The sequence below is a fragment of the Methylopila sp. Yamaguchi genome, from assembly GCF_002897035.1.
GTDB lineage: Bacteria > Pseudomonadota > Alphaproteobacteria > Rhizobiales > Methylopilaceae > Methylopila.
In genome coordinates this window covers 123,059-149,528 of sequence record NZ_BAUX01000005.1, presented here as the reverse complement: position 1 = coordinate 149,528, position 26,470 = coordinate 123,059, and the positions used below count along the sequence as shown (strand labels likewise).

General features: G+C 69.9%; 19 protein-coding genes. 17 read left to right on the top strand and 2 right to left on the bottom strand.

Annotated elements, in window-relative coordinates:
• Window positions 1-18 precede the first annotated feature (18 nt).
• The 15 genes from phnA to chrA all read left to right on the top strand — a co-directional run bounded on the left by phnA (window position 19) and on the right by chrA (window position 20,794).
• Window positions 19-1,269 carry a phosphonoacetate hydrolase gene (gene phnA, locus METY_RS07810; protein WP_444849078.1) on the top strand — a complete coding sequence of 417 codons (1,251 nt, stop codon included), beginning with the start codon at window positions 19-21 and terminating at the stop codon, window positions 1,267-1,269.
• On the top strand, window positions 1,269-2,723 hold the full coding sequence (gene phnY / locus METY_RS07805) for a phosphonoacetaldehyde dehydrogenase (RefSeq protein WP_444849079.1): 1,455 nt from the start codon (window positions 1,269-1,271) through the stop codon (window positions 2,721-2,723). Before phnA ends, phnY begins: the two co-directional genes overlap by 1 nt.
• Before the next feature lie 122 nt (window positions 2,724-2,845).
• Window positions 2,846-3,865 (top strand): putative 2-aminoethylphosphonate ABC transporter substrate-binding protein, encoded by a 1,020-nt coding sequence (locus METY_RS07800; protein ID WP_244593565.1) that lies wholly within the window; start codon window positions 2,846-2,848, stop codon window positions 3,863-3,865.
• A gap of 182 nt (window positions 3,866-4,047) precedes the next feature.
• Window positions 4,048-5,148 (top strand): putative 2-aminoethylphosphonate ABC transporter ATP-binding protein, encoded by a 1,101-nt coding sequence (locus tag METY_RS07795; RefSeq protein WP_103120815.1) that lies wholly within the window; start codon window positions 4,048-4,050, stop codon window positions 5,146-5,148.
• On the top strand, window positions 5,145-6,860 hold the full coding sequence (locus tag METY_RS07790) for a putative 2-aminoethylphosphonate ABC transporter permease subunit (RefSeq protein ID WP_103120814.1): 1,716 nt from the start codon (window positions 5,145-5,147) through the stop codon (window positions 6,858-6,860). Before METY_RS07795 ends, METY_RS07790 begins: the two co-directional genes overlap by 4 nt.
• Window positions 6,861-6,876: 16 nt before the next feature.
• The gene (gene pbfA, locus METY_RS07785) at window positions 6,877-8,247 is read left to right on the top strand and encodes a (R)-1-hydroxy-2-aminoethylphosphonate ammonia-lyase (RefSeq protein ID WP_103120919.1); all 1,371 of its coding nucleotides are present in this window, start codon (window positions 6,877-6,879) and stop codon (window positions 8,245-8,247) included.
• A 148-nt stretch (window positions 8,248-8,395) separates the two neighbouring features.
• A complete protein-coding gene (locus METY_RS07780; RefSeq protein ID WP_103120813.1) occupies window positions 8,396-10,051 on the top strand; it encodes a Na/Pi cotransporter family protein in 1,656 nt (551 codons plus the stop codon).
• Window positions 10,052-10,487: 436 nt separating this feature from the next.
• Entirely contained in the window at window positions 10,488-12,524 is a 2,037-nt protein-coding gene (gene kdpB / locus METY_RS07775) for a potassium-transporting ATPase subunit KdpB (protein ID WP_103120812.1), read from the top strand.
• Window positions 12,525-12,676: 152 nt separating this feature from the next.
• Window positions 12,677-13,252 (top strand): potassium-transporting ATPase subunit KdpC, encoded by a 576-nt coding sequence (gene kdpC, locus METY_RS07770; protein ID WP_103120811.1) that lies wholly within the window; start codon window positions 12,677-12,679, stop codon window positions 13,250-13,252.
• Between the two features lie 35 nt (window positions 13,253-13,287).
• Window positions 13,288-15,975 (top strand): sensor histidine kinase, encoded by a 2,688-nt coding sequence (locus tag METY_RS07765; RefSeq protein WP_103120810.1) that lies wholly within the window; start codon window positions 13,288-13,290, stop codon window positions 15,973-15,975.
• Complete coding sequence (locus METY_RS07760; protein ID WP_103120809.1) at window positions 15,975-16,661, top strand: response regulator; 687 nt, start codon at window positions 15,975-15,977, stop codon at window positions 16,659-16,661. Before METY_RS07765 ends, METY_RS07760 begins: the two co-directional genes overlap by 1 nt.
• Window positions 16,662-16,859: 198 nt before the next feature.
• Entirely contained in the window at window positions 16,860-18,077 is a 1,218-nt protein-coding gene (locus METY_RS07755; protein WP_244593564.1) for a YbfB/YjiJ family MFS transporter, read from the top strand.
• 91 nt (window positions 18,078-18,168) lie between these two features.
• On the top strand, window positions 18,169-18,366 hold the full coding sequence (locus tag METY_RS07750; RefSeq protein ID WP_103120807.1) for a hypothetical protein: 198 nt from the start codon (window positions 18,169-18,171) through the stop codon (window positions 18,364-18,366).
• Between the two features lie 192 nt (window positions 18,367-18,558).
• A complete protein-coding gene (locus METY_RS07745; RefSeq protein WP_103120806.1) occupies window positions 18,559-19,377 on the top strand; it encodes a chromate resistance protein ChrB domain-containing protein in 819 nt (272 codons plus the stop codon).
• 10 nt (window positions 19,378-19,387) lie between these two features.
• Window positions 19,388-20,794 carry a chromate efflux transporter gene (gene chrA / locus METY_RS07740; protein WP_103120805.1) on the top strand — a complete coding sequence of 469 codons (1,407 nt, stop codon included), beginning with the start codon at window positions 19,388-19,390 and terminating at the stop codon, window positions 20,792-20,794.
• A gap of 30 nt (window positions 20,795-20,824) precedes the next feature.
• Here chrA and METY_RS07735 read toward each other — a convergent pair whose 3' ends face one another.
• Window positions 20,825-23,515, bottom strand: a complete 2,691-nt coding sequence (locus METY_RS07735; protein ID WP_103120804.1) for a tetratricopeptide repeat protein — start codon at window positions 23,513-23,515, stop codon at window positions 20,825-20,827.
• Window positions 23,516-23,875: 360 nt separating this feature from the next.
• Here METY_RS07735 and METY_RS07730 point away from each other — a divergent pair, with 360 nt between their 5' ends.
• Both METY_RS07730 and METY_RS07725 read left to right on the top strand, forming a co-directional pair.
• Window positions 23,876-25,540 carry a glycosyltransferase family 2 protein gene (locus METY_RS07730; RefSeq protein WP_200819621.1) on the top strand — a complete coding sequence of 555 codons (1,665 nt, stop codon included), beginning with the start codon at window positions 23,876-23,878 and terminating at the stop codon, window positions 25,538-25,540.
• Window positions 25,537-26,001 carry a hypothetical protein gene (locus tag METY_RS07725; RefSeq protein WP_103120802.1) on the top strand — a complete coding sequence of 155 codons (465 nt, stop codon included), beginning with the start codon at window positions 25,537-25,539 and terminating at the stop codon, window positions 25,999-26,001. Before METY_RS07730 ends, METY_RS07725 begins: the two co-directional genes overlap by 4 nt.
• A 28-nt stretch (window positions 26,002-26,029) precedes the next feature.
• Here METY_RS07725 and METY_RS07720 read toward each other — a convergent pair whose 3' ends face one another.
• A complete protein-coding gene (locus METY_RS07720) occupies window positions 26,030-26,467 on the bottom strand; it encodes an ATP-binding protein (RefSeq protein ID WP_103120801.1) in 438 nt (145 codons plus the stop codon).
• Between the last annotated feature and the right edge of the window lie 3 nt (window positions 26,468-26,470).

The following is a 26,470-nucleotide window of genomic DNA, read 5'->3' as shown; positions in this document are numbered from 1 at the left end:
ATCGAGAGGTTTGGTCCCATGAACATGCACGTGAGCGTCGGCGCGGACGTGGTCGTCAACGGCCGGAGCTACCGGCGGCCCGAGAAGCCGGTCGTCGTGATCTGCATCGACGGGTCGGAGCCGGGCTACATCGAGGAGGCGATCGCCGCCGGCCTCGCGCCGAACCTCGACCGGCTGATGCGGACCGGGGCGAACACCACCGCGCTCTCGGTGATTCCAAGCTTCACCAACCCCAACAACCTCTCGATCATCACGGGCCGCCCGCCGGCCGTGCACGGCATCGCCGGCAACTTCTTCTACGACCGCGAGGCGGGCGTCGAAGTGATGATGAACGACGCGCGGTTTCTCCGCGCGCCGACCATCCTGGCGGAGTTCCAGAAGGCCGGCTTCAAGGTCGCGATGGTGACCGCCAAGGACAAGCTGCGCACGCTGCTCGGCAAGGGCCTCGACTTCGCGTCCGGCACGGCGATTGCGTTCTCGTCGGAGAAGGCGGACAGGGCGAACTTCGCCGAGAACGGCGTCGAGAACGTCCTGGAGTTCGTCGGAAAGCCGCTTCCGGAGGTCTATTCCGCAGACCTTTCGGAGTTCGTCTTCGCCGCGGGCGTAAAGCTGCTGAACGGCTTCCGGCCTGATGTGATGTACCTCTCGACCACCGACTACGTGCAGCACAAGGCGGCGCCGGGGTCCGAGGTCGCGAACAGCTTCTACGCCATGTTCGATGGATACGTCGGGCAGCTCGACGCCGCCGGCTGCACGCTCGTGATGACCGCCGATCACGGCATGAACGACAAGCATCTCCCGAACGGCGAGCCCGACGTGATCTATCTGCAGGAGATCCTGGACCAGCGGCTCGGCGCCGGGACCACGCGCGTGATTTTGCCGATCACCGACCCCTATGTCGCGCACCACGGCGCGCTGGGCTCCTTCGCCACCGTCTATGTCGACGCGGACAAAGCGGACGCCGTCATCGAGGTCGCGAAGGCCACCCCCGGCGTGACGGTCGCGATCTCGGCCGAAGAGGCGTGCCGGCGCTTCGAGCTTCCGGCGGACCGCATCGGGGACGTCGTCGTGCTCTGCGACCGCCACAAGGTGCTCGGCACGTCCGCCGCCAAGCACGATCTTTCCGGCCTCACCGAGCCGCTGCGCAGCCACGGCGGCCTGACCGAACAGACCGTGCCGATGATCGCGAACCGCGCGATCGAGGTTCCCGCCGGCCGGACGCTCCGAAACTTCGACGTCTTCGACGTCGCGCTCAACCTGGTGCGCTGATCATGAACGCCAACGTCAAGCCGCCCTTCCGCAAGGAATCGATGCGGATCGCGGGACGTCTCGTCCAGACCGACGACATCGTCGAGGTGAAGAACCCCTACGACAATTCGGTGGTCGGCACGGTTCCCGCCGCCCGCGCCGAACACGTCCGAGAAGCCTTCGCCAAGGCCAAGGCCTTCAAGCCGACGCTCACCCGTTACGAGCGCCAGCAGATCCTGCAGAAGACGGCGGAGCTGCTGCGGGACCGCAAGGAGGAGTTCGCCCGGCTGATCACCGCCGAGGCGGGCCTCTGCTGGAAGGACTCGCTCTATGAGGCGAGTCGGGCCTACGACGTCTGGTCGTTCGCGGCCCAGCTCACCATCAAGGACGACGGCGAAATCTATTCCTGCGACATCTCGCCGAACGGAAAAGCGCGCAAGATCTTCACGACGCGGCTGCCGCTGCTGGGGGTGATCTCGGCGATCACGCCGTTCAACCACCCGCTCAACATGGTGAGCCACAAGCTCGCGCCCGCGATCGCCACCAACAACCGGCTGGTGCTGAAGCCCACCGAACTGACGCCGCTGACCGCGCTCGCGCTCGCGGACGTGCTCTACGAGGCGGGCCTGCCGCCGGAGATGCTGTCCGTCGTCACCGGCAACCCGTCGACGATGGGCGACGCCATGATCACCGACCCCGACGCCGACCTCGTGACCTTCACGGGCTCGGTGCGGGTGGGCAAGCACATCGCCAAGACGGCGGGCTACAAGCGCATCGTGCTGGAGCTCGGCGGCAACGATCCTCTGATCGTGATGGAGGACGCCGATCTCGACAAGGCGGCGGAGCTCGCCGTCACCGGCGCCACCAAGAATTCCGGCCAGCGCTGCACCGCCGTGAAGCGCATTCTGGTCGTCGAGAGCGTCGCCGACGAATTCTCCAAGCTCGTCGTCGAGAAGGCGAAGAAGCTGAAGTGCGGCGATCCGATGGATCCTGCGACCGACGTCGGCACGGTGATCAACGAACGCTCGGCGATCCAGTTCGAGGGCCGCGTGAACGACGCGGTCGCCAAGGGCGCCGAGGTTCTGCACGGGGCGCCCCGCCGAGGCGCGCTGTTCGCCCCGACCGTCGTCGACCATGTGCCGTACGACTGCGAACTGGTGCACGAGGAGACCTTCGGACCGGTGATCCCGATCGTGCGCTGCCCGAACGACATCGCGGAGGTCATCCGCATCTCGAACTCCACCGAATACGGCCTGTCGTCGGGCGTCTGCACCAATCGCCTCGACTACGTCTCGCGCTTCGTGGCGGAGCTCGAGGTCGGCACGGTCAACGTCTGGGAGGTCCCGGGCTATCGCATCGAGATGTCGCCGTTCGGCGGGATCAAGGATTCCGGCCTCGGTTACAAAGAGGGCGTGGTCGAGGCCATGAAGAGCTTCACAAACGTCCGTACCTGGTCGATGCCTTGGACGGCGTAAGTTTGGGCGCCGGTGAATAAAAAGAAATCTTGTCAGATAACTGCAACAAAGGTTGAATAAAATATCGGCGTAAACGCAATCGAAAACAGCCGCTGTCGCGGCGCATTGACGGGGATACAGCGGTGAAGACTTGGATCTTGGCCGGCGCTGCCGCCATTTTTGCTTTGACGGCGCCGGGCGCCGCGTTCGCCGACAAGACGAAGGTGACGATCTACACCGCGCTGGAGAACGATCAGCTCGGGCCGTTCAAGCAGTCGATCGAGGCCGCCGTTCCCGAGGCGGAGGTCGCCTGGGTGCGCGACTCCACCGGCGTCATCACTGCGCGCTTCCTCGCGGAAAAGGACAACCCGCGGGCGGACATGGTGGTCGGCCTCGCGGCGTCGAGCCTGCTGATGTTCGAGAAGGCCGGTCTGCTGGAGGCCTACAAGCCGGCCGGGGCCGACCAGCTCAAGGAAATTTTCCGCGATCCCAAGGAGCCTTACGCCTGGACGGGCATGGACGCCTTCCTCGGCGCGATCTGCTTCAACACGGCGGAGGCCGGCGGCGCGGCGGCGCCCGCCTCGTGGAAGGACCTGCTCAAGCCCGAGTTCAAGGGCAAGATCGTGATGCCGCATCCGGCCTCGTCCGGCACCGGCTACCTCATGGTCGCCGGCTGGCTGCAGAGCATGGGCGAGGAGGAGGGGTGGAAGTTCATGGACGGGCTCCATGAGAACATCGCCGCCTATCTGCATTCCGGCTCCGCCCCCTGCGTGCAGGCCGCGCGCGGCGAGCGCGTGATCGGCCTCGCGCTCGACATGCGCGGGGCTTCCGAGAAGACCAAGGGCGCCCCGATCGAGGTCATCCTGCCGAAGGAGGGCGTCGGCTGGGAGATGGAGGCGAGCGCCATCGTCAAGGGCGCGAAGAACCTCGACGTGGCGAAGAAGATCGCGGACTGGGTCGCGACCAAGGAAGCCAACGCGCTGTTCTCCAAGACCTACGCGATCGTCGCCTATCCCGGCGTCGAGAACATCCCGGCGAACTACCCCGCCGGCGCCGAGCAGGCGATGATCAAGAACGATCTGTCGTGGATGGCGGACAACCGCGAACGCGTGCTGGCCGAATGGTCGAAGCGCTACGAGTCCAAGGCCGCGCCGAAGAAATGAGCCAATTGCCGAAGGGCTGTCTCCGCGCGCGGTGCGTGCTTCGAGACGGCCCTTCGGGCCTCCTCGAGCCATGAGGCGCTTCGGCGTTCGTCGAAACCTCCTCATACTGAGGAGCCTCGCGCCGCGAGGCGTCTCGAAGCACGCAGTTCGTCTCCGTCAGCGCTGAGCAGGAGCCCGACGCCATGACCGTAGCCGATACGATCGCCAGCTCTTTCCTCCGCGTGCGAGGGCTAGGTAAGAGCTTCGGCGGGTTCCGGGCGCTGAAGGACGTCGATCTCGACGTCTCGCGCGGCGAGTTCGTCTGCTTCCTTGGACCGTCGGGCTGCGGAAAGACCACGCTGCTGCGGGCGATCGCCGGCCTCGACCCGCAGGATGAGGGGACGATCCACATCGGCGGGCGCGACGTCTCGAAGGCGCCGCCGTCCGAGCGCGACTTCGGCATCGTGTTCCAGTCCTACGCGCTGTTTCCTAACCTGACGGTCGCGAAGAACGTCGGCTACGGCCTCGTCAACCGCTCCCGGCCGCGGCGGGAGATCGACGCGCGCGTCGCGGAGCTGCTCGCGCTGGTCGGCCTGGCCGAGCAGGGGGCGAAGTTCCCCGGCCAGCTCTCCGGCGGCCAGCAGCAGCGGGTGGCGCTCGCCCGCGCACTCGCGACCTCGCCCGGCCTGCTGCTGCTCGACGAGCCGCTGTCGGCGCTCGACGCCAAGGTGCGCGTGCGGCTGCGGGACGAGATGCGGGCGCTGCAGCAGCGGCTGGGCGTCACCACGATCATGGTGACCCACGACCAGGAGGAGGCGCTCGCCATGGCGGACCGCATCGTGGTGATGAACCACGGCGTGATCGAGCAGGTGGGGACGCCTGAGGAGATCTACCGCCGTCCCGCGACCGCCTTCGTCGCCGACTTCGTGGGCCACATGACGTTCCTCGACGCGATCGTCACCGGCCCCCGCAGCGTGAAGGTCGGCGCGCTCGACTTCATCGTGGCGGAGGACGCCGGGGCGCCGGTCGGCTCGAAGGTGAAGCTCGCGCTGCGGCCAGAGGCGGTCCAGACCCGCGCCGTCGCGGCCGACGCCGCGAACCGGTTCGACGCCCGGGTCGGCGACCTCGCGTTCCTCGGCGCCTTCTGCCGCGCGCAGCTCGCGCCGGTCGAGCCCGGCGCGCCGGTCATCGCGGCCGACATCTCCGCCAACGCCATGCGCGACCTCGGGGTCGCGACGGGCGACGTCCGCCCGGTCGCCTTTCCGCCGGAGGCGCTGCGCGTGTTCGCCGCGGCGGCCTCGTGAGCGAACTCGCAACCTCTGCGCCCGCGGCGGCGCCGGCCATGGGGTTCCGCCGCGCAGGCCTCGGCGAGGCCCAGGTCGCGGGCGCGCTGATCACGGTCGTCTGCCTCGTCCTCGTCCTCATCATCGCGCTGCCGCTGTGGACGCTGCTGTCGAAGAGCGTGCAGAACGTCGACGGCCAGTTCGTCGGCCTCGCGAACTTCGCGGCCTACGTCCGTTCGCCGACGCTGGTCGCCTCGCTGGCGAACAGCGTCATGGTGGCGGGGCTCGCGACCGCGATCGTGATCCCGCTCGCCTTCGTCTACGCCTATGCGCTGACGCGCAGCCGCATGCCGCTGAAGGGCCTGTTCGCGGCCGCGGCGCTGCTCCCGATCTTCGCGCCGTCGCTGATGGCCGCTCTCGCGCTGATCTACGTGTTCGGCAACCAGGGCATTCTCAAGTCCTGGATGATGGGCGCCTCGCTCTACGGGCCGGTCGGCATCGTGGCGGCGGAGGCGCTCTACAGCTTCCCCCACGCGCTGCTGATCCTCACCACCGCGCTGTCGCTGGCCGACGGGCGTCTTCGTGAGGCCGCGGACGCGCTCGGCACGACCCGGCGCCGCATCTTCTGGACCATCACCCTGCCGGGCGCCCGCTACGGCCTCGTCAGCGCGGCCTTCGTGGTCTTCACCCTCGTCATCACGGATTTCGGCGTCCCGAAGGTGATCGGCGGCCAGTTCGACGTGCTCGCGACCGACGCCTACCGCCAGGTCGTCGGCCAGCAGAACTTCCCCATGGGCGCGGTGGTCGGCCTCGTGTTGCTGATCCCGGCGGTGGCGGCCTTCTTCGTGGACCGCCGCGCCCAGAAGCGGCAGACCGCGCTGCTCTCGGCGCGCGCGACGCCGTACTTCCCGAAACGCGACCGGCAGCGCGACTGGTCGCTGTTCGTTTTCACGGCGCTGGTCGGGAGCGCCATCGTCGCCACCTACGGCGTCGCGGTCTGGGGCTCGTTCGTGCGCTACTGGCCGTACAACCTCTCGCTGACGCTCAACAACTACGACTTCGCCAACGTCGAGCCCACCGGCTGGGAGGGCTACGTCAACTCTCTGAAGCTCGCCGGTCTCACCGCGGTCATCGGCACGGCCTTCGTCTTCGTCGGGGCCTATCTCATCGAGAAGCTGATCGTGTTCCCGCGCCTTCGGGGATTCGCGCACTTCCTCGCCATGCTGCCGATGGCGGTGCCGGGCCTGGTGCTTGGCCTCGGCTACGTGTTCTTCTTCAACGCCAGCTGGAACCCGCTGAACGTGCTCTACGGCACGCTGATCGTGATGGTGATCAACACGGTCGCGCACTACTACACCGTCGCGCACATCACGGCGCTGACGAGCCTCAAGCAGATCGACCGCGAGTTCGAGGCGGTCTCCGCCTCGCTCAAGGTTCCGTTCTGGCGGACCTTCTCCCGCGTCACCGCGCCGATCTGCATGCCGGCGATCCTCGACATCGCCGTCTACCTCTTCGTCAACGCCATGACGACGGTCTCCGCCGTGATCTTCCTCTACGGCTCCAGCACCAAGCTCGCCTCGATCGCGATCGTTCACATGGACGAGGCCGGCGCCGTCGCCTCCGCCGCCGCCATGGGCACGGTGATCATGGCGACCGCGATCGGCGTGAAGCTGCTGCACGTGGCGCTCAACGCGCTGGTCTTCGGCCGGCTGCAGCGCTGGCGCGTCCGCTAAACGCCAGGGAATGAGCATGAAGCCCCGCCTCGTCGCCCAGTCCGAAAGCGACACCAACCTGACCGACCGGCGCGCCGCCTGGCAGGCCGGCGCGCTCGATGGGCCGACCCGGGCTCTGCTCGCCCGCGACGAACGCGCGTTTCTCCGGCAGTCGGTGTCGACGCCCTGCCTCAACGCCATCGCCAAGGCGGAGGGGATCTGGATCGAGGACGTCGCCGGCCGGCGCTACATGGATTTCCACGGCAACAACGTCCACCACATCGGCTACGGCCACCCGCGCCTGAAGAAGGCGATCGCCGACCAGATGGACGCGCTGCCCTTCGCTCCACGCCGCTACGCCTGCGAGCCGGCGGCGCTGCTCGCGGAGAAGCTCGCGTCGATCACGCCGGGGACGCTTTCGAAGGTGCTGTTTACCACCGGCGGCTCCGACGCGATCGAGCTGGCGGTGAAGATGGCGCGGATCGCGACCGGCCGGTTCAAGACGCTGTCGTTCTGGGACGCCTTCCACGGCGCGGGCGTCGGGGCCGGCGCCATGTCCGGCGAGATGCTGTTCCGCTCCGGCCCCGCCGCGCCGCTGGTCGCCGGCGCGCTGCAGGTCGCGCCCTTCGGCGGCTATCGCTGCCCCTATGGGACCACGACGCCGGAGGCGAGCGGGGCGGCCTGCGCCCGGATGATCGACTACGTGCTCTCGCGCGACAGCGACGTTGCGGCGCTCGTGGCCGAGCCCACCCGCGCGGTGCCCTACGTCGCGCCGCCCGGCTTTTGGGCCGAGGTGCGTGGGATCTGCGACCGCCACGGCGTGCTGCTGATCTTCGACGAGATCCCGACCGGACTCGGCAAGACCGGCCGGATGTTCTCCTGCGAGCACGACGGCGTCGCGCCCGACATCCTGGTGACCGGCAAGGCGCTCGGGGGCGGCATCCTGCCGATCGCGGCGCTGATCGCCCGGCCCGAGCTCGACGTCGCGCAGGATTGGGCCTTCGGCCATTACACCCACGAGAAGAATCCGGTCACCGCGCGCGCCGCGCTGACGACGATCGAGATCATCGAGGACGAAGGGCTGGTCGAGAACGCCGCGTCCGTCGGCGCCTACGCGCTGGAGCGCCTGAAAGACATGAGCAGCCGCCGCGAGGTCATGGGCGACGTGCGGGGAAGGGGGCTTCTGCTGGGCGTCGAGATGGTGAAGACTGGCGGGTCCGACCCTGACGGGGTGCTTGCGGAGGACATCATGTACCGCGCGCTGGACCTCGGCCTGTCGTTCAAGACGACGATGGGCAACGTCATCACCCTGACGCCGCCGCTGACGCTGACGCGCGACGAGATGGCGCTCGCGCTCGACCGCCTGGAGACGGCGATCGACGGCGCGCTGGGGGCGCGGGGGCGGTGACGCGCGCGAGCGTGGCCCGGCCGTCGCAGAGGGGAGCCGCGCGCCTTCGCACGGGTATCCACGACTTGGCCGCCACGCGCCCCACGCCCAAGTCGTGGATACCCGGCTTCGCCGGGCATGACGCGGTTTCATCGACGGGCTTCGTCTGATGTCCGCCACCCACGTTCTGATCGAACTGCTGGGCGAGGTCGCGCTCCTGCTGTGGGGCGTGCACGTGGTCAGCAGCGGCGTGCAGCGCGCCTTCGGCAGCGACCTCCGTCACATGCTGGGCGAGGCCCTGCGCAACCGCGGCCGCGCCTTCCTGGCGGGGGTCGGCGTCACGGCCCTGCTGCAGTCGTCGACCGCGACCGCGCTGATGATCGCCTCGTTCAGCGGGGCGGGGGCCGTGGAGCTCGCTCCCGCGCTCGCCATGATGCTGGGCGCGAACGTCGGCACCACGCTGATCGTGCAGGTCGCGTCCTTCGACGTCTCCTATGTCTTCCCGCTGCTGCTCTTCATCGGCGTCGCGGTCTATCGCCGGGGACGGTCCAGCCTCGTCCGCGACCTGGCGCAGACCGCGATCGGCCTCGGCCTGATGCTGCTCGCGCTGCATCTGCTGGTGGAGACCATGCGGCCGATCGAGGCCTCGGGCACGCTCCGCATGCTGCTCGGCGCGCTGACCGAGGAGCCGCTGATCACGGTGCTGCTGGCCGCCGCCTTGAGCTGGGCGGCTCACTCCTCGGTCGCGGCCATGCTGTTCGTGATGTCGCTCGCGGGCGCGGGCGTGATCTCGACCGAGGCGGCGCTCGCAATGGTGCTCGGCTGCAACCTCGGCAGCGCGCTGAACCCGCTGATCGACGCCATGGGCGGCGCGCCGGCGAAGCTTCGGGCGCCGCTCGGCAACCTCGCAAACCGCCTTGTCGGCTGCGCGCTCGCGCTGCCGTTCCTGGGCCCGATCGCGCAAGCGCTGTCGCTCGTCGACGCCGATCCCGCGCGGCTCGCGGCGCTCGGCCATCTCGCCTTCAACCTCGCCACCGCCGCGCTGTTCATCGGCCTGCTGCCGCAGCTCGCGGCGCTTCTCAAGCGCGTTCTGCCCGACCGGCCGACGGAAGGCGACCCGGCGGCGCCGCTCTACCTCGACGAAGCCGCGCTTTCGACGCCCTCGGTCGCGCTCGCCAACGCCGCGCGCGAGGTGCTGCATATGGCGGACGTGGTGGAGCGCATGCTGAAGGGATCGCAGGGCGCCTTCGCCCATGACGACATCGGCCGCGTGCTTAACGTCAGCCGCACCGACGACGTGCTCGACACGCTCTACGACAAGATCCAGCTCTACATCGGCGCGATCGACCACGACCGGCTGAGCGACAAGGAGACCCAAAGGGTCTTCGCCACGCTCGCGCTCGCGATCAACCTCGAGCACATCGGCGACATCGTCGACAAGAACCTGATGGAGATGGCCGCGCAGCGCATCCGCGACAGACGCCTGCTGCCGCCGGCCGCGATCCAGCGCATCGACGCCATGCACGCCCGGCTGTGCGAGCACCTCCGCCTCGCGGTCGCGGTGTTCATGTCGGGCGATCACCAGGCCGCCCGGCGGCTCGTCGCGGAGAAGGAGCAGTTCCGCGAGCTGGAGCGCGAGGCCACGGAGCGCCATTTCGCAGAGATGCGGTCCGGCCGCTCCGACCAGATCGAGACCAGCGCGCTGCAGCTCGACATCACCCGCGACCTGAAGCGCATCGAGGCGCACATCGCCGCCACCGTCCACGGCCTGCTCGAGAGCGACGGCCAGCTCCGCGCGAGCCGGCTGGCGCCGGGGCGGTCCTGACCGGCGCGCCCTGACGGCGGACGTCGCCTCCCAACGCAGCTTTAACGCTCGACGGACACGCCCCGTCTCCCATCCCAACGCTCCTCGGCGCCAGGTTCCTGACGCGGCGACCGGCCGTTGCGGAGCAGGGACATGATGGATCTCTTGATGCTCGTGGGCGGCGTAGGCGCCTTCTGGGCGCTCGCAGCCTATGCGATCGCGTGCGAGCGGCTGTGACGCCATGACCTTGGACGCCATGACCTCGACTGCGCCCTCCCTTCGAGACGCCGACGCCTCCTTCGTCGCCGCGCCACCGTCGCCCAACAGCTTCTGACGCGGCGCTCCGCAGCGTTGCGGAACATCCTGACTTTCGCCGTTCCGTTCTCGAGCCCAGCGCGTCCCAATCGCGGACCGCGTCAGAGGCGTGAAGGCGGCGGCGCCATCCCGAGCCCAAACCATGCACGCACGCCCCCGCTCCCTGTTCGACGCCGCGTTGATCGCGCCCGCGCTCGCCTCCGCGGCGCGCAAGCTCGACCCGCGCCAGATGATCCGCAATCCCGTGATGTTCGCGGTCGAGATCGCGGCGACGGTCGCCGCCGTGCTTTTCCTGCGAGACCTGGCCTCGGGCGTAAGCGCCGCCTTCTCCGGACAGCTCGCTTTCTGGCTTTGGCTGACCGTCTACTTCGCGACCTTCTCGGAAGCGATCGCCGAAGGCCGGGGCAAGGCGCAGGCCGACGCGCTGCGGCGGACGCGGTCGGACACCATGGCGAAACGCCTTCTCGGCGATGGCGCCCGGCACGAGGAGATCGCCGCGGCCGCGCTGAAGGTCGGCGACGTGGTGCTGGTCGAGCCCGGCGATCTCATTCCCGGCGACGGCGAGGTGATCGAGGGCGTGGCGACCGTGGACGAAAGCGCGATCACCGGCGAAAGCGCGCCGGTGATCCGCGAATCCGGCGGCGACCGATCGGCCGTGACGGGCGGCACCAAGGTGCTGTCCGACCGCATCAAGGTGCGCATCACCGCGGCGAGCGGCTCGAGCTTCCTCGACCGCATGATCGCGCTGGTCGAGGGCGCCGAAAGGGCCAAGACTCCGAACGAGATCGCCCTCACCATCCTGCTCGCGGGCCTCAGCCTGATCTTCGTTCTGGCGGTCGCGACCATCCCAGCCTTCGCCTCCTACGCCGGGGGCGTGGTTCCGGTGATCGTTCTGGTCGCGCTGTTCGTGACCCTCATCCCCACCACGATCGGCGGCCTGCTCTCGGCGATCGGCATCGCGGGCATGAACCGGCTCGTGCGCTTCAACGTGCTGGCGATGTCCGGCCGCGCCGTCGAGGCGTCCGGCGACGTCGACGTTCTGCTGCTCGACAAGACCGGCACCATCACGCTCGGCAACCGCCAGGCGGCGGAGTTTTTGCCCCTGCCGGGAGTCCGCCCAAGCGAACTCGCGGACGCCGCGCAGCTCGCCAGCCTCTCGGACGAGACGCCCGAGGGGCGTTCGATCGTGGTTCTGGCCAAGGAGGCGCACGGCCTGAGGGGGCGCGAGATGGGCCCGCTGGAGGCGACCTTCATCCCCTTCACCGCTCAGACCCGTATGAGCGGCGTGGACATGGGCTCCTCGAAGATCCGCAAAGGCGCGGCCGACGCGGTCATCGCCCACGTAACGCGGCTCGGCGGAACGATCCCCGCGGAGCTCGGCGAGATCGTCGAGCGCGTCGCCAAGGCCGGCGGCACGCCGCTGGTCGTGGCGCGCGACGCGCAGGCGCTCGGCGTCGTCCATCTCAAGGACATCGTCAAAGGCGGCATCCGCGAACGCTTCGCGGAGCTTCGGGCGATGGGCATCCGCACTGTCATGATCACGGGCGACAACCCGATGACCGCGGCGGCGATCGCGGCGGAAGCCGGCGTCGACGACTTCCTCGCCGAGGCGACGCCCGAGATGAAGCTCGCGCTGATCCGGAAGGAGCAGGCCGGCGGAAAGCTCGTCGCCATGTGCGGCGACGGCACGAACGACGCGCCAGCGCTCGCCCAGGCCGACGTCGGGGTGGCGATGCAGACCGGCACAGTCGCGGCCCGCGAGGCCGGCAACATGGTCGATCTCGACTCGGACCCCACCAAGCTCATCGAGATCGTCGGCATCGGGAAGCAGCTGCTGATGACCCGCGGCGCGCTCACAACCTTCTCGATCGCGAACGACGTCGCGAAGTACTTCGCGATCCTGCCCGCGATGTTCGTGGCGCTCTATCCGTCGCTGGCCGCGCTCAACGTCATGGGGCTCGCCTCGCCTGAAAGCGCGATCCTCTCGGCGATCATCTTCAACGCGCTGATCATCGTGGCGCTGGTGCCGCTCGCGCTGCGGGGCGTCCGCTACACGCCGTCGAGCGCCGCGGCGCTGCTGCGGCGAAACCTGCTCGTCTATGGCCTAGGCGGCCTGATCGCGCCCTTCCTCGGCATCAAGCTGATCGACATGGGCGTCTCGGCGCTCGGCCTCGCCTGACGCCCTGGAGGCGTTTCGTCATCCCCCGGCTTGTCCGGGGGATCCAGTCATCCGCTCACGCCGTCGTCTGACGCAGGCGCTCCACGCCGACGGTGGATTCCCCGGACAAGCCGGGGAATGACGAGCTTCAACCTGCATCCGGATCCACCGCCATGCTCGCCCATCTCCGCCCCGCCGTCGTCCTTCTGGCGCTGTTCACGCTTGTCACCGGGATCGCGTACCCCCTCGCGATCACCGGGATCGCCCAGACCGTCGCCCCCTCCGCCGCCAACGGTTCGATGATCGAAAAGGACGGGGCGATCGTCGGCTCCCGTCTCATCGGCCAGGCGTTCGCAAGCCCTCGCTATTTCCACGGCCGCCCTTCCGCGGCCGGAACGGCCGGCTACGACGCGGCCTCATCCTCGGGCTCCAACCTCGGTCCGACCTCGAAGGCGCTCGCCGAACGGATCGCGGGCGACGTCCAGAAGGCGCGGGCGGAGAACGGGATTGCAGGCGCGATCCCGGCGGATCTCGTCACCGCGTCGGGCTCCGGCCTCGACCCCGACATCACGCCCGCCTCGGCGTTCGCGCAGACGGCCCGCGTCGCGCGCGAGCGCGGCCTGCCGGAAGCCGACGTCCGGGCGCTGGTGGAGAGAGCCATCGAGCCGCGGCTGCTTGGATGGATCGGCGAGCCGCGGGTGAACGTGCTGGCGCTCAACATGGCGCTGGACGCGCTCCCGAAGCCATGACGCTTCAACGCGATCGCGGCGTATAACCTGCCGGAATGGCCGCAGACGCCCGCCCCGCCCCGGAACGCTTCCTCGCCGCAGCGCGCCGCGGCGAGCGTGGGCGGCTGAAGATCTTCTTCGGCGCGGCCCCCGGGGTCGGCAAGACCTACGAGATGCTGACCGCCGCCCACGCGGCCAAGCGCGAGGGCGTCGACGTCGTGATCGGCGTGATCGAGACCCACGGGCGCGCCGAGACGCTGGCGCTGGTCGAAGGTCTCGAAGCGCTGCCGCCGCGCGAGGTCGCGTATCGCGGCCGGACGCTTCAGGACATGGACGTGGACGCGGTGCTGAAGCGCGCGCCGGCGCTGGTCCTCGTCGACGAACTGGCGCACGCCAACGCCCCCGGCTCGCGGCATCCGAAGCGCCATCAGGACGTCGAAGAGCTGCTCGCGGCGGGGATCGACGTGCTGACGACGCTGAACGTCCAGCACCTCGAAAGCCTGAACGACGTCGTGGCGCGCATCACCCGTGTGCGGGTGCGTGAAACCGTTCCCGACCGGCTGTTCGATCTTGCGGACGAGGTCGAGGTCATCGACGTCACGCCCGACGCGCTGCGAAAGCGGCTGGCGGCCGGCAAGGTCTATGTCCGCGAGCAGGCGGAGCGCGCCGTCCGGCATTTCTTCCAGCCGGGCAACCTGACGGCGCTTCGTGAGCTCGCGCTCCGCCGCACCGCCGAGCGCGTCGACAGCGACATGCGCGAGTACATGGCGGCGAACGCGATCGACGGGCCTTGGCCCGCGAGCGAGCGCGTGCTCGTCGCGATCGACGAGCGGCCGGGCGCGGCGGCGCTGGTGCGCGCCGGAAAGCGTCTTGCGGACCGCGCCCGCGCCCCTTGGCACTGCGTGGCGATCGAGACCGCTCGGCATGCGCGCATGTCCGAGGTCGAGCGCGACCGGGTGGCGGACACGCTGCGCCTGGCCGAGGCGCTCGGGGCGGAAGCGCTGATGCTGCCGGGCGGCGCCGACGTCGCGGACGAGCTCCTGGATTTCGCGCGAAGCCGGAACGTCACGACGATCGTCGTCGGCAAAGCCAAGCGCTCCGCCTGGTTCGCTCTGACGCGCGGGTCCGTGGTCGCGGGCCTGATCGACCGCGCGGGCCCGATCGCGGTGCAGGTGATCTCGGGCGACAAGGAGACGGCGCCGCCGAAGACGGTCGCGACGCGGGCGGCAAAGCGCGGGGCGGGCGGCGCGGCCTATGGGCTCGCTGCGGCGGCCGTGGCGCTTGCTGGCGGCGTCGGCCTGGCGATCGATCTCGCGATCGACCTGCCCAACATATCCTTGATCTTTGTGCCGCCCGTGCTTCTGGTCGCGGTCCGCTATGGCTTGGCGCCGTCGCTTGCCGCCTCCGTCATGTCGGCCGTCGCCTACAATTTCCTCTTCCTCGATCCGCGCTATTCGCTGACCGTCGAAGATCCCGAGAACGTCGTCGCGCTTGTGTTCTTCTCGCTGACCGCGCTGCTCGCGAGTTCGGTCGCGGCGCGCGCGCGGGCGCAGACCATCGCGGCGCGGACCCAGGCGCGGGTCACCGCCGAGCTCTACGCCTTCTCGCGCAAGCTCGCCGCGGTCGGAACCGAGGACGACCTGCTGTGGGCGGCCGCCCACCAGGTCGCGCTCATGCTGAAGGCCGACGTCGTGCTGCTCACTGCGCAGCCCGGAGGGCTCGCGATCGGCGGGGCCTATCCGCCCGAGGACGCGCTCGACAGGGCCGAGCTCGCCGCCGCCACCTGGGCCTACGAGCACGATGAGCCCACGGGTCGCGGCGCTCCCACGCTTCCCGGCGCGACCCGGCTGTTCCTGCCGCTCAGGACCAGCCGCGGACGCCTCGGCGTGGTCGGCGTGGCGCGCCGCGCCGAAGGTCCGGTGCTGACGCCGGTCGAGCGCCGCCTGCTCGACGCCCTGGCCGATCAGACCGCGGTGGCGCTCGAGCGGGTGCGCCTCGGCGTCGACGTCGACCGGGCGCGGCTCGAGGCCGAGACCGAACGGCTGCGCGGGGCGCTGCTGACCTCCGTCAGCCATGACCTGAAGACGCCGCTCGCCACCATCATGGGGGTGATCACCAGCCTCCGGAGCTTCGGAAGCCGCTACGACGACGCCACGCGGGACGACATGCTGGCGAGCGCCCAGACCGAGACTGAGCGGCTCAACCGCTTCGTGGCGAACCTGCTGGACGTGGTCCGGCTTGACGCCGGCGGCATGGCCGTGAAGCTGGAGCCGCTCGACGTCGAGGACATGGCGGGCGTAGCGCTCCGCCGCGCCGGCGCGGCGCTCGGGGGCCGCCTCGTGACCCTCGACTTTCCCGACGAGCCGCTGGTGGCCTTGGGCGACCCCGTGCTGTTCGAGCATGCGCTGATGAACATTCTGGAGAACGCGGGCAAGCACACGCCGCCCCGCGCCCGGATCGACATTCGCGGCGCGAAAGACGGAAGCGACGTCGTGATGAGCGTCACCGACGACGGGCCGGGAATCGCGCCCCAGGATCTGCCGCATGTCTTCGACCGCTTCTACCGCTCGGCCGCCGGCGACCGCAAAACGCCGGGCGCGGGCCTCGGCCTCGCGATCGCCAAGGGCTTTCTCGAAGCGCAGGGCGGCTCGGCGGAAGCAAGCGCCGCCCCGTCCGGCCGCGGGGCGCGCTTCGTCCTGCGCCTGAAGGCGGACGCGCCCGCCGGAACCCGGAGACCGTCCTGATGGCGTCCAGCGCGATCACCGTCCTGATCGTCGACGACGAGGCGCCGATCAGGCGCTTCCTGAAGGCGACGCTGTCGGTCAACGACTACAAGACCTTCGAAGCCGAGACCGCGGCCGAAGCGCTGCGCCTGATGCGCCACGTCTCGCCTGAGCTGGTGCTGCTCGATCTCGGTCTCCCGGACATGGACGGGCTCGACGTCATCCGTGAGATCCGCGCCAAAAGTCCGGTCCCGATCGTCGTGCTGTCGAGCCGCGGCGACGAGGCCGCCAAGGTCGCGGCGCTCGATCTCGGCGCCGACGACTACGTGACGAAGCCCTTCGGGACCGACGAGCTGATGGCCCGCATGCGAGCGGCCCTTCGCCACCGGCTCGCCGGCCGTGGCGCGGAGCCGGTGTTCAGCGCGGGGCCGCTGACGGTCGACCTGTCGCGCCATCTGGTGACCCGCGATGGCGCGGAGGTGAAGCTCAGCCCCAAGGAGTTCGCCATCCTGCGGGAGCTGATCGTCCACGCCGGCAAGGTCTTGACCCACCGGCATCTGTTCCGCGCCGTCTGGGGCCAGGACGACGGCGACCAGACCTCCCTGCGGGTGTTCATCCGCCAGCTGCGCGTGAAGCTCGAAGCCGATCCCGCCCGCCCGTCGCTGGTGCTGACGGAGCCGGGCGTCGGCTATCGGCTGTCGGGATGATCCTCGGAAAGCGGCGCGCCCGATCCGCTGTCTCGCTGAGACGCGTCCGGCCACGCGCTGGCGTCATTTCTCCCCGCCTTCAAGATCGGTTCAGCTGCGCGCGAAAGCGTGTCAGGGGTTCGCGCACGCTCCCATGTACGCCCCGAAGGCTCAGAGGCGCCGATGTCAGACAGCAGCCTCGCTGAGGCTCGAATGAGCATGACGCATCCCCGCCCGGCCGCGCCCAGCCCTTCGACCTGGTCGATCGTCGGCAGCGGACTCGTCGCGCTCGCCGTCGCCATGGGGATCGGCCGTTTCGCCTTCACCCCTCTGATGCCCCTGATGATACGCGACGGCGCCCTCGACGCCGTGGAGGGCGTCGAATGGGCGGCGGCGAATTACGCCGGCTATCTCATCGGCGCTCTGACGGCCTCTTGGTTCAGCCGCGACCCAAGGCGCGGGCTGATCCTCAGCTTGGGCGGCGTGGCGCTTACGACCCTGGCGATGGCGGAGGTCGGGGCGATGCCGAGCGCCCTCTACGGCGCCCTGCTGCGGGGGGCGGCGGGCGTCTTCAGCGCCTGGTCGCTGGTCTGCGCGAGCAGCTGGTGCCTGGCGGAACTCGCCCGGCTTCGGGCCGGGCGGTTGGGCTCCTGGATCTACACCGGCGTCGGCCTCGGCGTCGCCTTCGCCGGCGTGCTGGCGTGGCTCGGCGGGCGCCAGCCGGCGCACTGGCTCTGGGCCGAGCTCGGGCTGGTCGCCAGCGCCGGAGCGCTTCTGGTCTGGGCGCTCTCGCGCGGACAGAGCTCTCCCCGCGCGGAGAGGTCGAGTCCCGAGGCTGCCGCGGCGGGCGCCCCAGGGAGGAGGGGCGGACAATGGGCCCTGGTGATCTGCTACGGGACCTTCGGATTCGGCTACATCCTGCCTGCCACCTTTCTCCCGGCCATGGCGCGCGAACTCGCCCCCGACCCTTTGGTGTTCGGGCTGACGTGGCCTCTCTTCGGCTTGACCGCCGCTTTGTCGGTCGCCGTCGTTTCGCGCAGCCTGCCGAGCGTCTCGCGGCGGCGCCTTTGGGCGCTGGCGCAGGCCGCCATGGCGCTCGGCGCCGCCCTGCCGGTGATGGTCCCGGCGCTGTGGGCGGTCGCGGCTTCGGCCGTTCTCGTCGGCAGCTCCTTCATGGTCGCGACCATGGCCGGCTTGCAGCTCGCGCGCGCGGCGCGGCCCGACAATCCGACGCCGCTGCTCGCTCGGATGACATCGGCTTTCGCCGTTGGACAGATCGGGGGTCCATTGCTGGTGCGCGCTATCGGCGCCGGTCGCTTCGCGGGCTGGGACGCTCTGAGCGTGAGCGGCGCGATCGCCGCGCTGCTGCTTGCGATTACCGCGCTGTGGCTGTGGCGCGAGGGCCGTCCGTCCGCAGATCCAGGAACGCGCGTCTGAGGTGCGGCGGCCGGCCGCCGCGGGAGCGGCTTCGCGGCGATTGCGGCGGAACCTCAGGGGTTGCGCGCCGTTGGCCAGTCGGAGATCAGCCATGTCCGATGACCTGAGGCCGTCCCACCGCGATCAAAATCGCGTTCCTAGCGAGGGACTGCGGCCGAGCCGCGGCAAGTCGCTCGCCGTGTTCATCATTTTGGTAGTCGCGGCCGTCAGCGTCATGCTGTTCGTCTCGAACCGGTCCAGCGACGTGAAGAACGACCCGAAAGAAAAGGCGCCGTCGGTCAGACCGTAACTGGAACCGAGCGAGTCTCGCCGCGGTGCTCCGGGCCGACATGGAGCGGCGGACCCTGCGCAGCATGCTCGACAAGTTGACGGACCCCGCCGCGTGATGTTTACCCTCGCGCCAAGGGGTTTATCCGCGACGACCCCGTGAGGCCTCGGCCCAAGGTTCGCGTCCACGATCCCGACACGGGAACGGACGCTCATGCCTTCCAACACGCAAATCACGCCGCCCCAGTTGTCCCGACTGGTCGGAACGCCGTCCGCGCCGATCATCGTCGACGTGCGGACCGACGACGACTTCGCTCTCGACCCGCGGCTCATCCCAGGCGCAATCAGACGCGACGCGCTCGAGGTCGTCGAGTGGGGCGGCACTCTCGGCGGCCGGCGGGTCGTCGTCGCCTGCCAGCGCGGCGCCAAGCTCAGCGAGGGCGCGGCCGCCTGGCTGCGGCACGCCGGCGTCGCGGCCGAGACCCTCGAGGGCGGCTTCGAAGCCTGGCGCGAGGCCGGCGGCCTGATGCTGCGAACGACCAGCCTCCCAGTTGCGGACGCGCAGGGCCGGACCGTCTGGGTCACCCGCGCGCGGCCGAAGGTCGACCGCATCGCCTGTCCGTGGCTCATCCGACGCTTCGTCGATTCGCGCGCCGTGTTCCTGTTCGTCGCCGCCTCGGAAGTCGGCGGCGTGGCCGAGCGCTTCGGCGCGACGCCGTTCGACGTCGATGGCGTGTTCTGGAGCCACCGCGGCGAGCGCTGCACCTTCGACGCGATGATCGAGGAGTTCGGACTGGGCTCTCCGGCGCTGGACCGGCTCGCCACGATCGTGCGCGCGGCCGACACCGCCCGGCTCGATCTCGCGCCCCAGGCCGCGGGCTTCCTCGCAGCCTCCCTCGGCCTGTCGCGGATGTACCGCGACGACCTGGAGCAGCTCGAGGCCGGGATGCCGCTCTACGACGCCTTCTTCCGCTGGTGTCGGGACGCCGTCGAGGAGACACACAACTGGCCGTCCGGCCCGAAAACCGCGTGAGGACGGGACGATGACCGTGTCGACCATCCCGGAAACCGCCGTCTCCCCCTCCGGGACGTCGGCGGCGCCCCCGCTTGTCCCAACGCGCGGCGAGGCGTTCCGCGTCTGGGCGAAGATCGGGCTGCTCAGCTTCGGCGGACCCGCCGGGCAGATCGCGCTGATGCACAAGGAGCTGGTGGAGGACCGCCGCTGGATCGGCGAGGAGCGGTTCCTGCACGCGCTCAACTACTGCATGCTGCTGCCCGGCCCCGAGGCCCAGCAGCTCGCGACCTACATCGGCTGGCTGATGCACCGCACGCTTGGCGGCGTGATCGCCGGGATGCTGTTCGTGCTGCCCGGCGCGCTGGTGATGCTGGCGCTCAGCGTCGTCTACGCCGTATGGCGGGAGGCGCCGCTGGTCGACGCCGTGTTCTTCGGCGTGAAGGCGGCGGTGCTCGCGGTGGTGGTCGAGGCCGTGATCCGGATCGGCCGCCGGGCGCTCAAGAACCGCGTCATGGTCGGCGTCGCGGCGGCGGCTTTCATCGGCATCTTCCTGCTGAGAATCCCGTTCCCGATCATCATCCTGGCCGCCGGCCTGTTCGGCTGGATCGGGGCGAGGCGGGCGCCCGAGCTATTCAAGGGCGGCGGCCACGGATCGCAGTCGGCGCCGCCCACGATTGGGATCATCGACGAGATGTTCGCCCGCGGCGAACTTCGCCACGCCGAGCCCAGCTCGGGGCAGGCGCTTCGGGTGATCGCCGTGTGGCTGCCGATCTGGCTCGGGCCGGTGGCGCTGCTCTGGGCTGTGACGGGACCGGACAGCGTCTGGACCCACGTCGGCGCCTTCTTCAGCTCGATGGCGGTGGTGACCTTCGGCGGCGCCTATGCGGTGCTCGCCTATGTGGCGCAGGCCGCGGTCGACACCTTCGGCTGGCTGCGCCCCGGCGAGATGGTCGACGGGCTCGGACTCGCCGAGACCACGCCCGGCCCGCTGATCATGGTGGTGCAGTTCGTCGGCTTCCTCGCCGCCTACCGCGCCCCCGGGGCCCTCGACCCGATGCTCGCGGGCTGCCTCGGCGCCCTGGTGACGACCTGGGTGACCTTCGCGCCGTGCTTCTTCTGGATCTTCCTCGGCGCGCCCTACGTCGAGGCGCTGCGGTCCAACGTCCGGCTGTCGGCGGCCATGACCGCGATCACCGCGGCGGTCGTCGGCGTCATCATGAACCTCGCGCTCTGGTTCGCGCTCCACGTCGTCTTCCGGGAGGTGCGGCCGACCGGCTTCGGCCCGGATCTGCCCGTCCTCGCATCGATCGACTGGCGGGCGGCGCTGCTCGCGGCCGCCGCGATGGTCGCGATGCTGCGCTTCAAGATCGGCATGATCCCGACGCTCCTTGCCTGCGCGGCCGCGGGAGTGGCGCTCTCCTACCTCCCAAGCTGACCGACGCACGCACCTAAGCGAAGCCTGCCCTCACCATCGGATCTTGGCCTCGCCCCCGAAGGTCGAGCGCGTGAAGCCGTCGCCGGTGGAGTTCGCGGAGCTCACCTGATGGGCCGCATAGGCCGACAGCGTGACCGCGGGATCGACCTCGTAGCTCAGCCGAAGCGACGCCGACCAGATGGGGCGCGATCCGTCCGGGTCGCTCGCCTCGTAGCCGGCGGCGCCCTGGAGATCGTACCGCAGCTTGCCGAACAGCGGCCCGTAGAGCTGCGCCGTCGCCTCGGCCGAGGCGTATCGGTTCGGATTCCAGTAGCCGTGGTCCAGCTCTTCGGCGAAATCGAAGGCGGTGCCGCGTACGCCGAACCAGACGTCGGAGGTGGACTCGATCAGGCGCGTCTGCGCGGTCACCTGGCCCCAGACCCGCTCGTTGCCGTCGTCATAATGCGTGTAGAAGCTCCTCGCCCAGACACGGACGTCGTAGCTCGGCGTGTAGTCCACGAGCGCGCCGAACTCGTTGGTCTGGATGCCGGCGACGATCGAGCGAGGGTCGTCGAGATCCATCCGGGACGCGCGCAGCGAGAGCCGCCAGGCGTCGTCCGGCAGGAGGCTCGCGGTTGCGACATAGTTCAGCGAGACGTGCTGCCCCGGGCGCTCGTCCCGCACGTTGAGCCGAAGCAGTCCGTCGACCTCGAACTTGTCGTTGACGCGCCGCCGGCCGGAGACGCCCGTCGAATAGATGTCCACCTTGGGAAACGGGTGGCCCCAGTAGCGGGTGACCGACGCCTGCGGCGTAAGCTCGGCGAGGCCGTAATCGAAGAAGTGGGTGTGCGCCACGCTGGCGGACCGGATGCGAAGACCGTCTTCCTGCTTGATGTAGCGCACCTCGGGCAGCGTCATCGGACGGGCGGCGGCCTGGATCTCATCGAGCAGCTTCTGCGCCGCGGCCGCCTCGGGATGCCGCGCGAGCGTCCGCTGCGCGAGCGGAACGGCGATGTCCGGGCGCCCCATGGCGCGGCGCGCATAAGCCGCGAGCACGAGCGTGTCGCGCTCGACGTCTGGTCGGTCCAGCAGCGGCTCCACCCGTGCGAGCGCCGCCCGATGCCGGCCGAGGGACGTCTCGGCCTGGCCGGCGCCGCGCAGCGCCCTTTCGAGGCCGGGGGAGACGCGAAGCGCCCGGTCGAAGTCGACCAGGGCTTCTCGGTGGCGGCGGAGCGTGTTCAGGGACTCGCCGCGGCCGACCCTTCCGTCGACGTCGTCGGGGCGCTCGGCCAGAAGGTCGCCATAAGCGGGCACGGCGGCCTCGTGCTCGCCGCGCCACGCCAACGAGCGGGCGAGGCCCAGCCGCGCCGCACGCCGCTCCTCGCCGTCGAGGTCGGCGTAGCGCAGCATGACGCGATACTCGACCTCGGCCTCCCGCTGGCGGCCGGCGTAGAGCAGCTGGTCGGCGTATTCGCGGATGAGCGCGCGGCGCCGGCCGGGCGCGAGGCGGATAGCCTTGGCGAAGCGTCGGGCCGCGCCGGCGTTGTCGGCGCGCCCCGCCGCCGCCCGCGCCGCCCCGACCACCGCGTCGACAAGCGCCGTGCGCGTCGCCGCGTCGCGCTCTCCGGACGCGATCAGCCGCTCGAGCGCTCCGGTCGCCTCGTCGAAGCGGTTCGCCCAGAGCAGGGCGAAGGCGAGGCCCCGGGCGGCGCGCTTGCGGTCGTCGGCCGGCAGCGATCGCGACGCCATCGCCTCGCGGTAGAACGGAATGGCCTCCGCCGGCCGGCCGGCATAGGCGATCTGGTCGGCGTATTCGCGCAGCAGCGCGAGGCGGCGTTCGGGCGCCGCGCTCTGCGCGCGCCGGAAGAAGATCGCCGCTTCGGCGTTCCGGCCGTCGCCGGCGGCTTTCCGGGCGGCGCCGACGAGCGCGTCGGCCAGCGCGCCGCTCGCCTCCCGATCCTGCGGCGTCGCCCTCGCGAGCCGCTCCCAGTCCGCGATCGCTTCGGTAAAACGGCCGCTCCAGAGCCGGGCGAAGGCGAGGCCGCGTTCCGCTCGCGCCCGGTCCGCGGGCGACAGATCAGAGCGGGCGAGCGCGTCGCGGTACAGCCCGACCGCCACGTCCGGCTGCCCGGCGTAAGCGGTCTGGTCCGCGAATTCGCGGGCGATCTCGGGCCTGCGGTCCGGGCTGCGCTCGATGGCGCGGGCGAACAGCGCGGCGGCCTCCTTGTTTGCGCCGGCGTTCGCCGCCGCGCGGCCGCCGGCGATGAGGGCGTCGCCGAGGCCGCGTTTCGCCTCCACGTCGCCGGGCGTGGTCGCAAGGATCTTTTCCCAGACGTCGGCGGATTCGGCGAAGGACCCCGCCCAGGTCAGCGCGGCCGCGAGATGCCGCTCGACCACCGCGAGCTCGGTCGGCTGCAGCCCCGCGCCTTGCGCCTCGCGGTAGAGCGCCACCGCCTGTTTGGGATCTCCGCCATAGGCGATCTGGTCGGCGAACTCTCTGAGCAATGCGCCGCGCCGGCCTGGGTCGCGCGCCATCGCCTGGCGGAACAGGTCGGCCGCCTCCGCATGACGAGCCCCGTTCGCGGCCGCGCGGGCGCGCGCGACGAGGGCGTCCACGCTGTCAGCCGGCGCCTCCGTCTGCGCGCGCGCGACTAGCACGCCGCCGGCCCCGGCGAGGGTGACGGCGAGCGCCGTCGTCGACGCGACGAGCGCTTTCCGCAGTCCCGCAACCCCAAGCGTCATGGACCGGCTCTGTCCCCCTGAGCGCCGCCTGGCCCATCGAGCCCGATTCACGGATGCGCCGCAACTGATTGCTGATCATTCGCTGATATTCTGATTTGCATCATGAGGCAAAGTAGAGAAGTTGGGAATCGCCAGTCTCATGGCGGCTTCGGGCCGCGGTGCGGGGGATGCTCACGATACATGCGCTACATGTCCCGATTTGAGACGAGGACTCCTTGGAGACCGAGCGAACTATCGCCGCTTCACCAGCTCCTATGGCAATTCTGTGCGGTCGCGAGCCTCACGTTTGGCGTCTGGTACATTGGGTGGCGGTGGCTTTATTCGATCAACTTTGACGCGCTTTGGCTCTCGCTGCCCCTGGTGGTCGCGGAAACGGCGGCTTTCGTCGGCCTGATCCTGTTCACCGTGAACCTCTGGACGGATCGCAGCGTCGAGCCCGGCGCGCCCCCCGCGCGGCTTCAGGACGTCTCGGCGCCCGACGAACCCGTGGAGGACCGGCCGATCGAGGTCGACGTCTTCTTCGCCACCTACAGCGAGGACCCGGAACTGGTCCGCCTCGGATTGCAGGACGCCAAACAGCTCGACTATCCGCACCCGATCGTCATCCGGATCCATGTGCTGGACGACGGCAAGCGGCCTGCGATGGAGCAGGTGGCGCGCGAGGAGGGCGTGAACTACCTCACCCGCTCCGACAACGTCGGCTTCAAGGCGGGCAACCTCCGAAACGCGCTGTCGGCGACCTGGGGCGATTTCGTGGTCATCTGCGACGCCGACACCCGGCCGTTTCCGACGATGCTCGAGCAGACGATGGGCTATTTCCGCGACCCGAAGATGGCGTGGGTCCAGACGCCGCAATGGTTCTCGGACATCCCGCCGGGCAGGTCGCTCGAGCGCGCGCTCGGGCGCTGGTTCGGCCGGCCCGGCGCCGGCGTCGGGCGAGCCTTCGAAGACATTTTTGGCCCCGTCCGCATCGGCGAGGATCCGTTCGCAAACGATCCGCAGCTGTTCTTCGACTACATCCAGCGGCGCCGGAATTGGGCCAACGCCAGCTTCTGCTGTGGGGCCGGGTCGATCCATCGCCGGGAGGCGATCATGGAGGCGGCGTTGCGTCAGTGGTCCGACACGATCTCCGCCGCCGCGGCGAGCGAAGAGCGCGCGGCCCTGCGGCTCACCGGCGAGGCGGCGCTCGACGAGAGCGTGATGTCGAGCCTGCGCTGGCAGGGCGCGCTCGCCGAGGAGTTCACGCCGTACAAGTTCCACGTCTCGGAGGACATCTACACCTCGCTGGTCCTCCATTCCGACCGCGAGCGGGGCTGGAAGTCGGTGCTGCACCCGGTGGTCCAGTCCCACATGCTGTCGCCCAACGATCTGCTGAGCTGGACGATCCAGCGCTTCAAATACGCCGGCGGCACCCTCGACATCCTGTTCCACGACAACCCGCTGTTCCGCCGCGGCGGCCTGACGCTCGCGCAGCGGGCGATGTACGCCGCGACGTTCTATTCCTATCTTTCGCCGCTCTGGAACGTGGTGTTCCTCGCCGCGCCGGTGATCTTCCTGTTCACCGGCGTCGCGCCGGTCTCCGGCTACACGCTCGACTTCTTCCTCCACATCGCGCCGTTCCTGTTCCTGAACGAGCTGGCGCAGATGCTGGGGATGTGGGGCGTGTCGAGCTACAAGGGGCGCTCCTGGTACCTCGCCATGTTCCCGCTCAACCTGAAGGCGCTCCTGACCGTGGCGCGGGGCAAGAAGATCTCGTTTCCCGTAACGCCGAAGGACCGCCAAGAGGGCGTCTATCCACAGCTGGTGCGGGTGCAGATCGCGATCGCCGTGGTGACCCTGGCGGGGCTCGCCTGGGGCTGGCTCGCCTATGCGCTCGGCCGCGAGGCCTACAGCCTCGGGGCGATGATCGCCAATACGCTCTGGGGCCTGAACAACGTCTACGCCATGACGCCGATCATCCGCGCCGCCTACTGGAGGCCGGACGAAGAACAGGCGCCTGAAGCGCCTGCGGAGGTTGCGCGATGAGAATTCCCGAAGGCCTGCTGCGCGCGCGCTCGCAGATCGTCTTTCTTGTGGCGCTCGTCGTGTCGATGCTCGCCATCGTTCAGCTCGAGACGCTCGATCTCGACGCCCGCTCCCGCGCCCGCGCCGCGGCCGAGATGCGCGCGGAGGCGATCGCCGGCCGCCCGCCGCAGCCCGAGCTGGAAGAGCCGCTGCGCGCCGCCGCTGCGCGCGCCGAGGCCGCCTTCGCCCGGTCGGAACCGGGATCGGCGGCCGCCCTGCTGATGGCGCTGTCGGCGTCCGTAGAGGCCGGTTTCGTCCGGCGCGAGGACGCGGCGCCGCGGGTCGAGGCGGCCGTCGCGGCCCTGCGGAAGGAGAATGCGGAGACCCCGCAAGCGGCGGCCGCCAGCGCCATGGCGGCGGTGGCGTTCCCCGAACATGCGAGCAAGCTGATCGGAGCGGCGAACCTTCGCGCCGAGCGCTGAGCGCTGACGGCGAGCCTGCGCGCCCGCCTCAGCGCGCCGCGATGCGTTTCACCATCCGCAGCCGGTTCTCGCCGGGGCGCGAGACGTAGTCGACCTCGTCCATGCTCATGCGGATGAGGGTAAGGCCCATGCCGCCCTCGGGAAGGCCGGCGACGTCGGTCGCGTCGAAGTCGAACGCCAGCGGCTCGCCGCCCTTCACGATGTGCTCCGGGATCGGGGTGGCGTGGTCGACGACCTCGACCTCGACCTCTGAGCGGGTGAGGGTGACGTTTACGTCGACAGCCTCGCCCCGCCGTCCCTGATAGCCATGCTTGATGATGTTGTTCATGGCCTCGACGACCGCGAGTTCGACCGCTTCCGCATCTTCGCGCCCCAACAGGTTGTCGCAGAGAGACCGCACCGCTCGCGCTATGAATTCGACCTGATTGAGGTCGCTGTCGATGGAGAGGCGGACCACGCCCGGCATGGC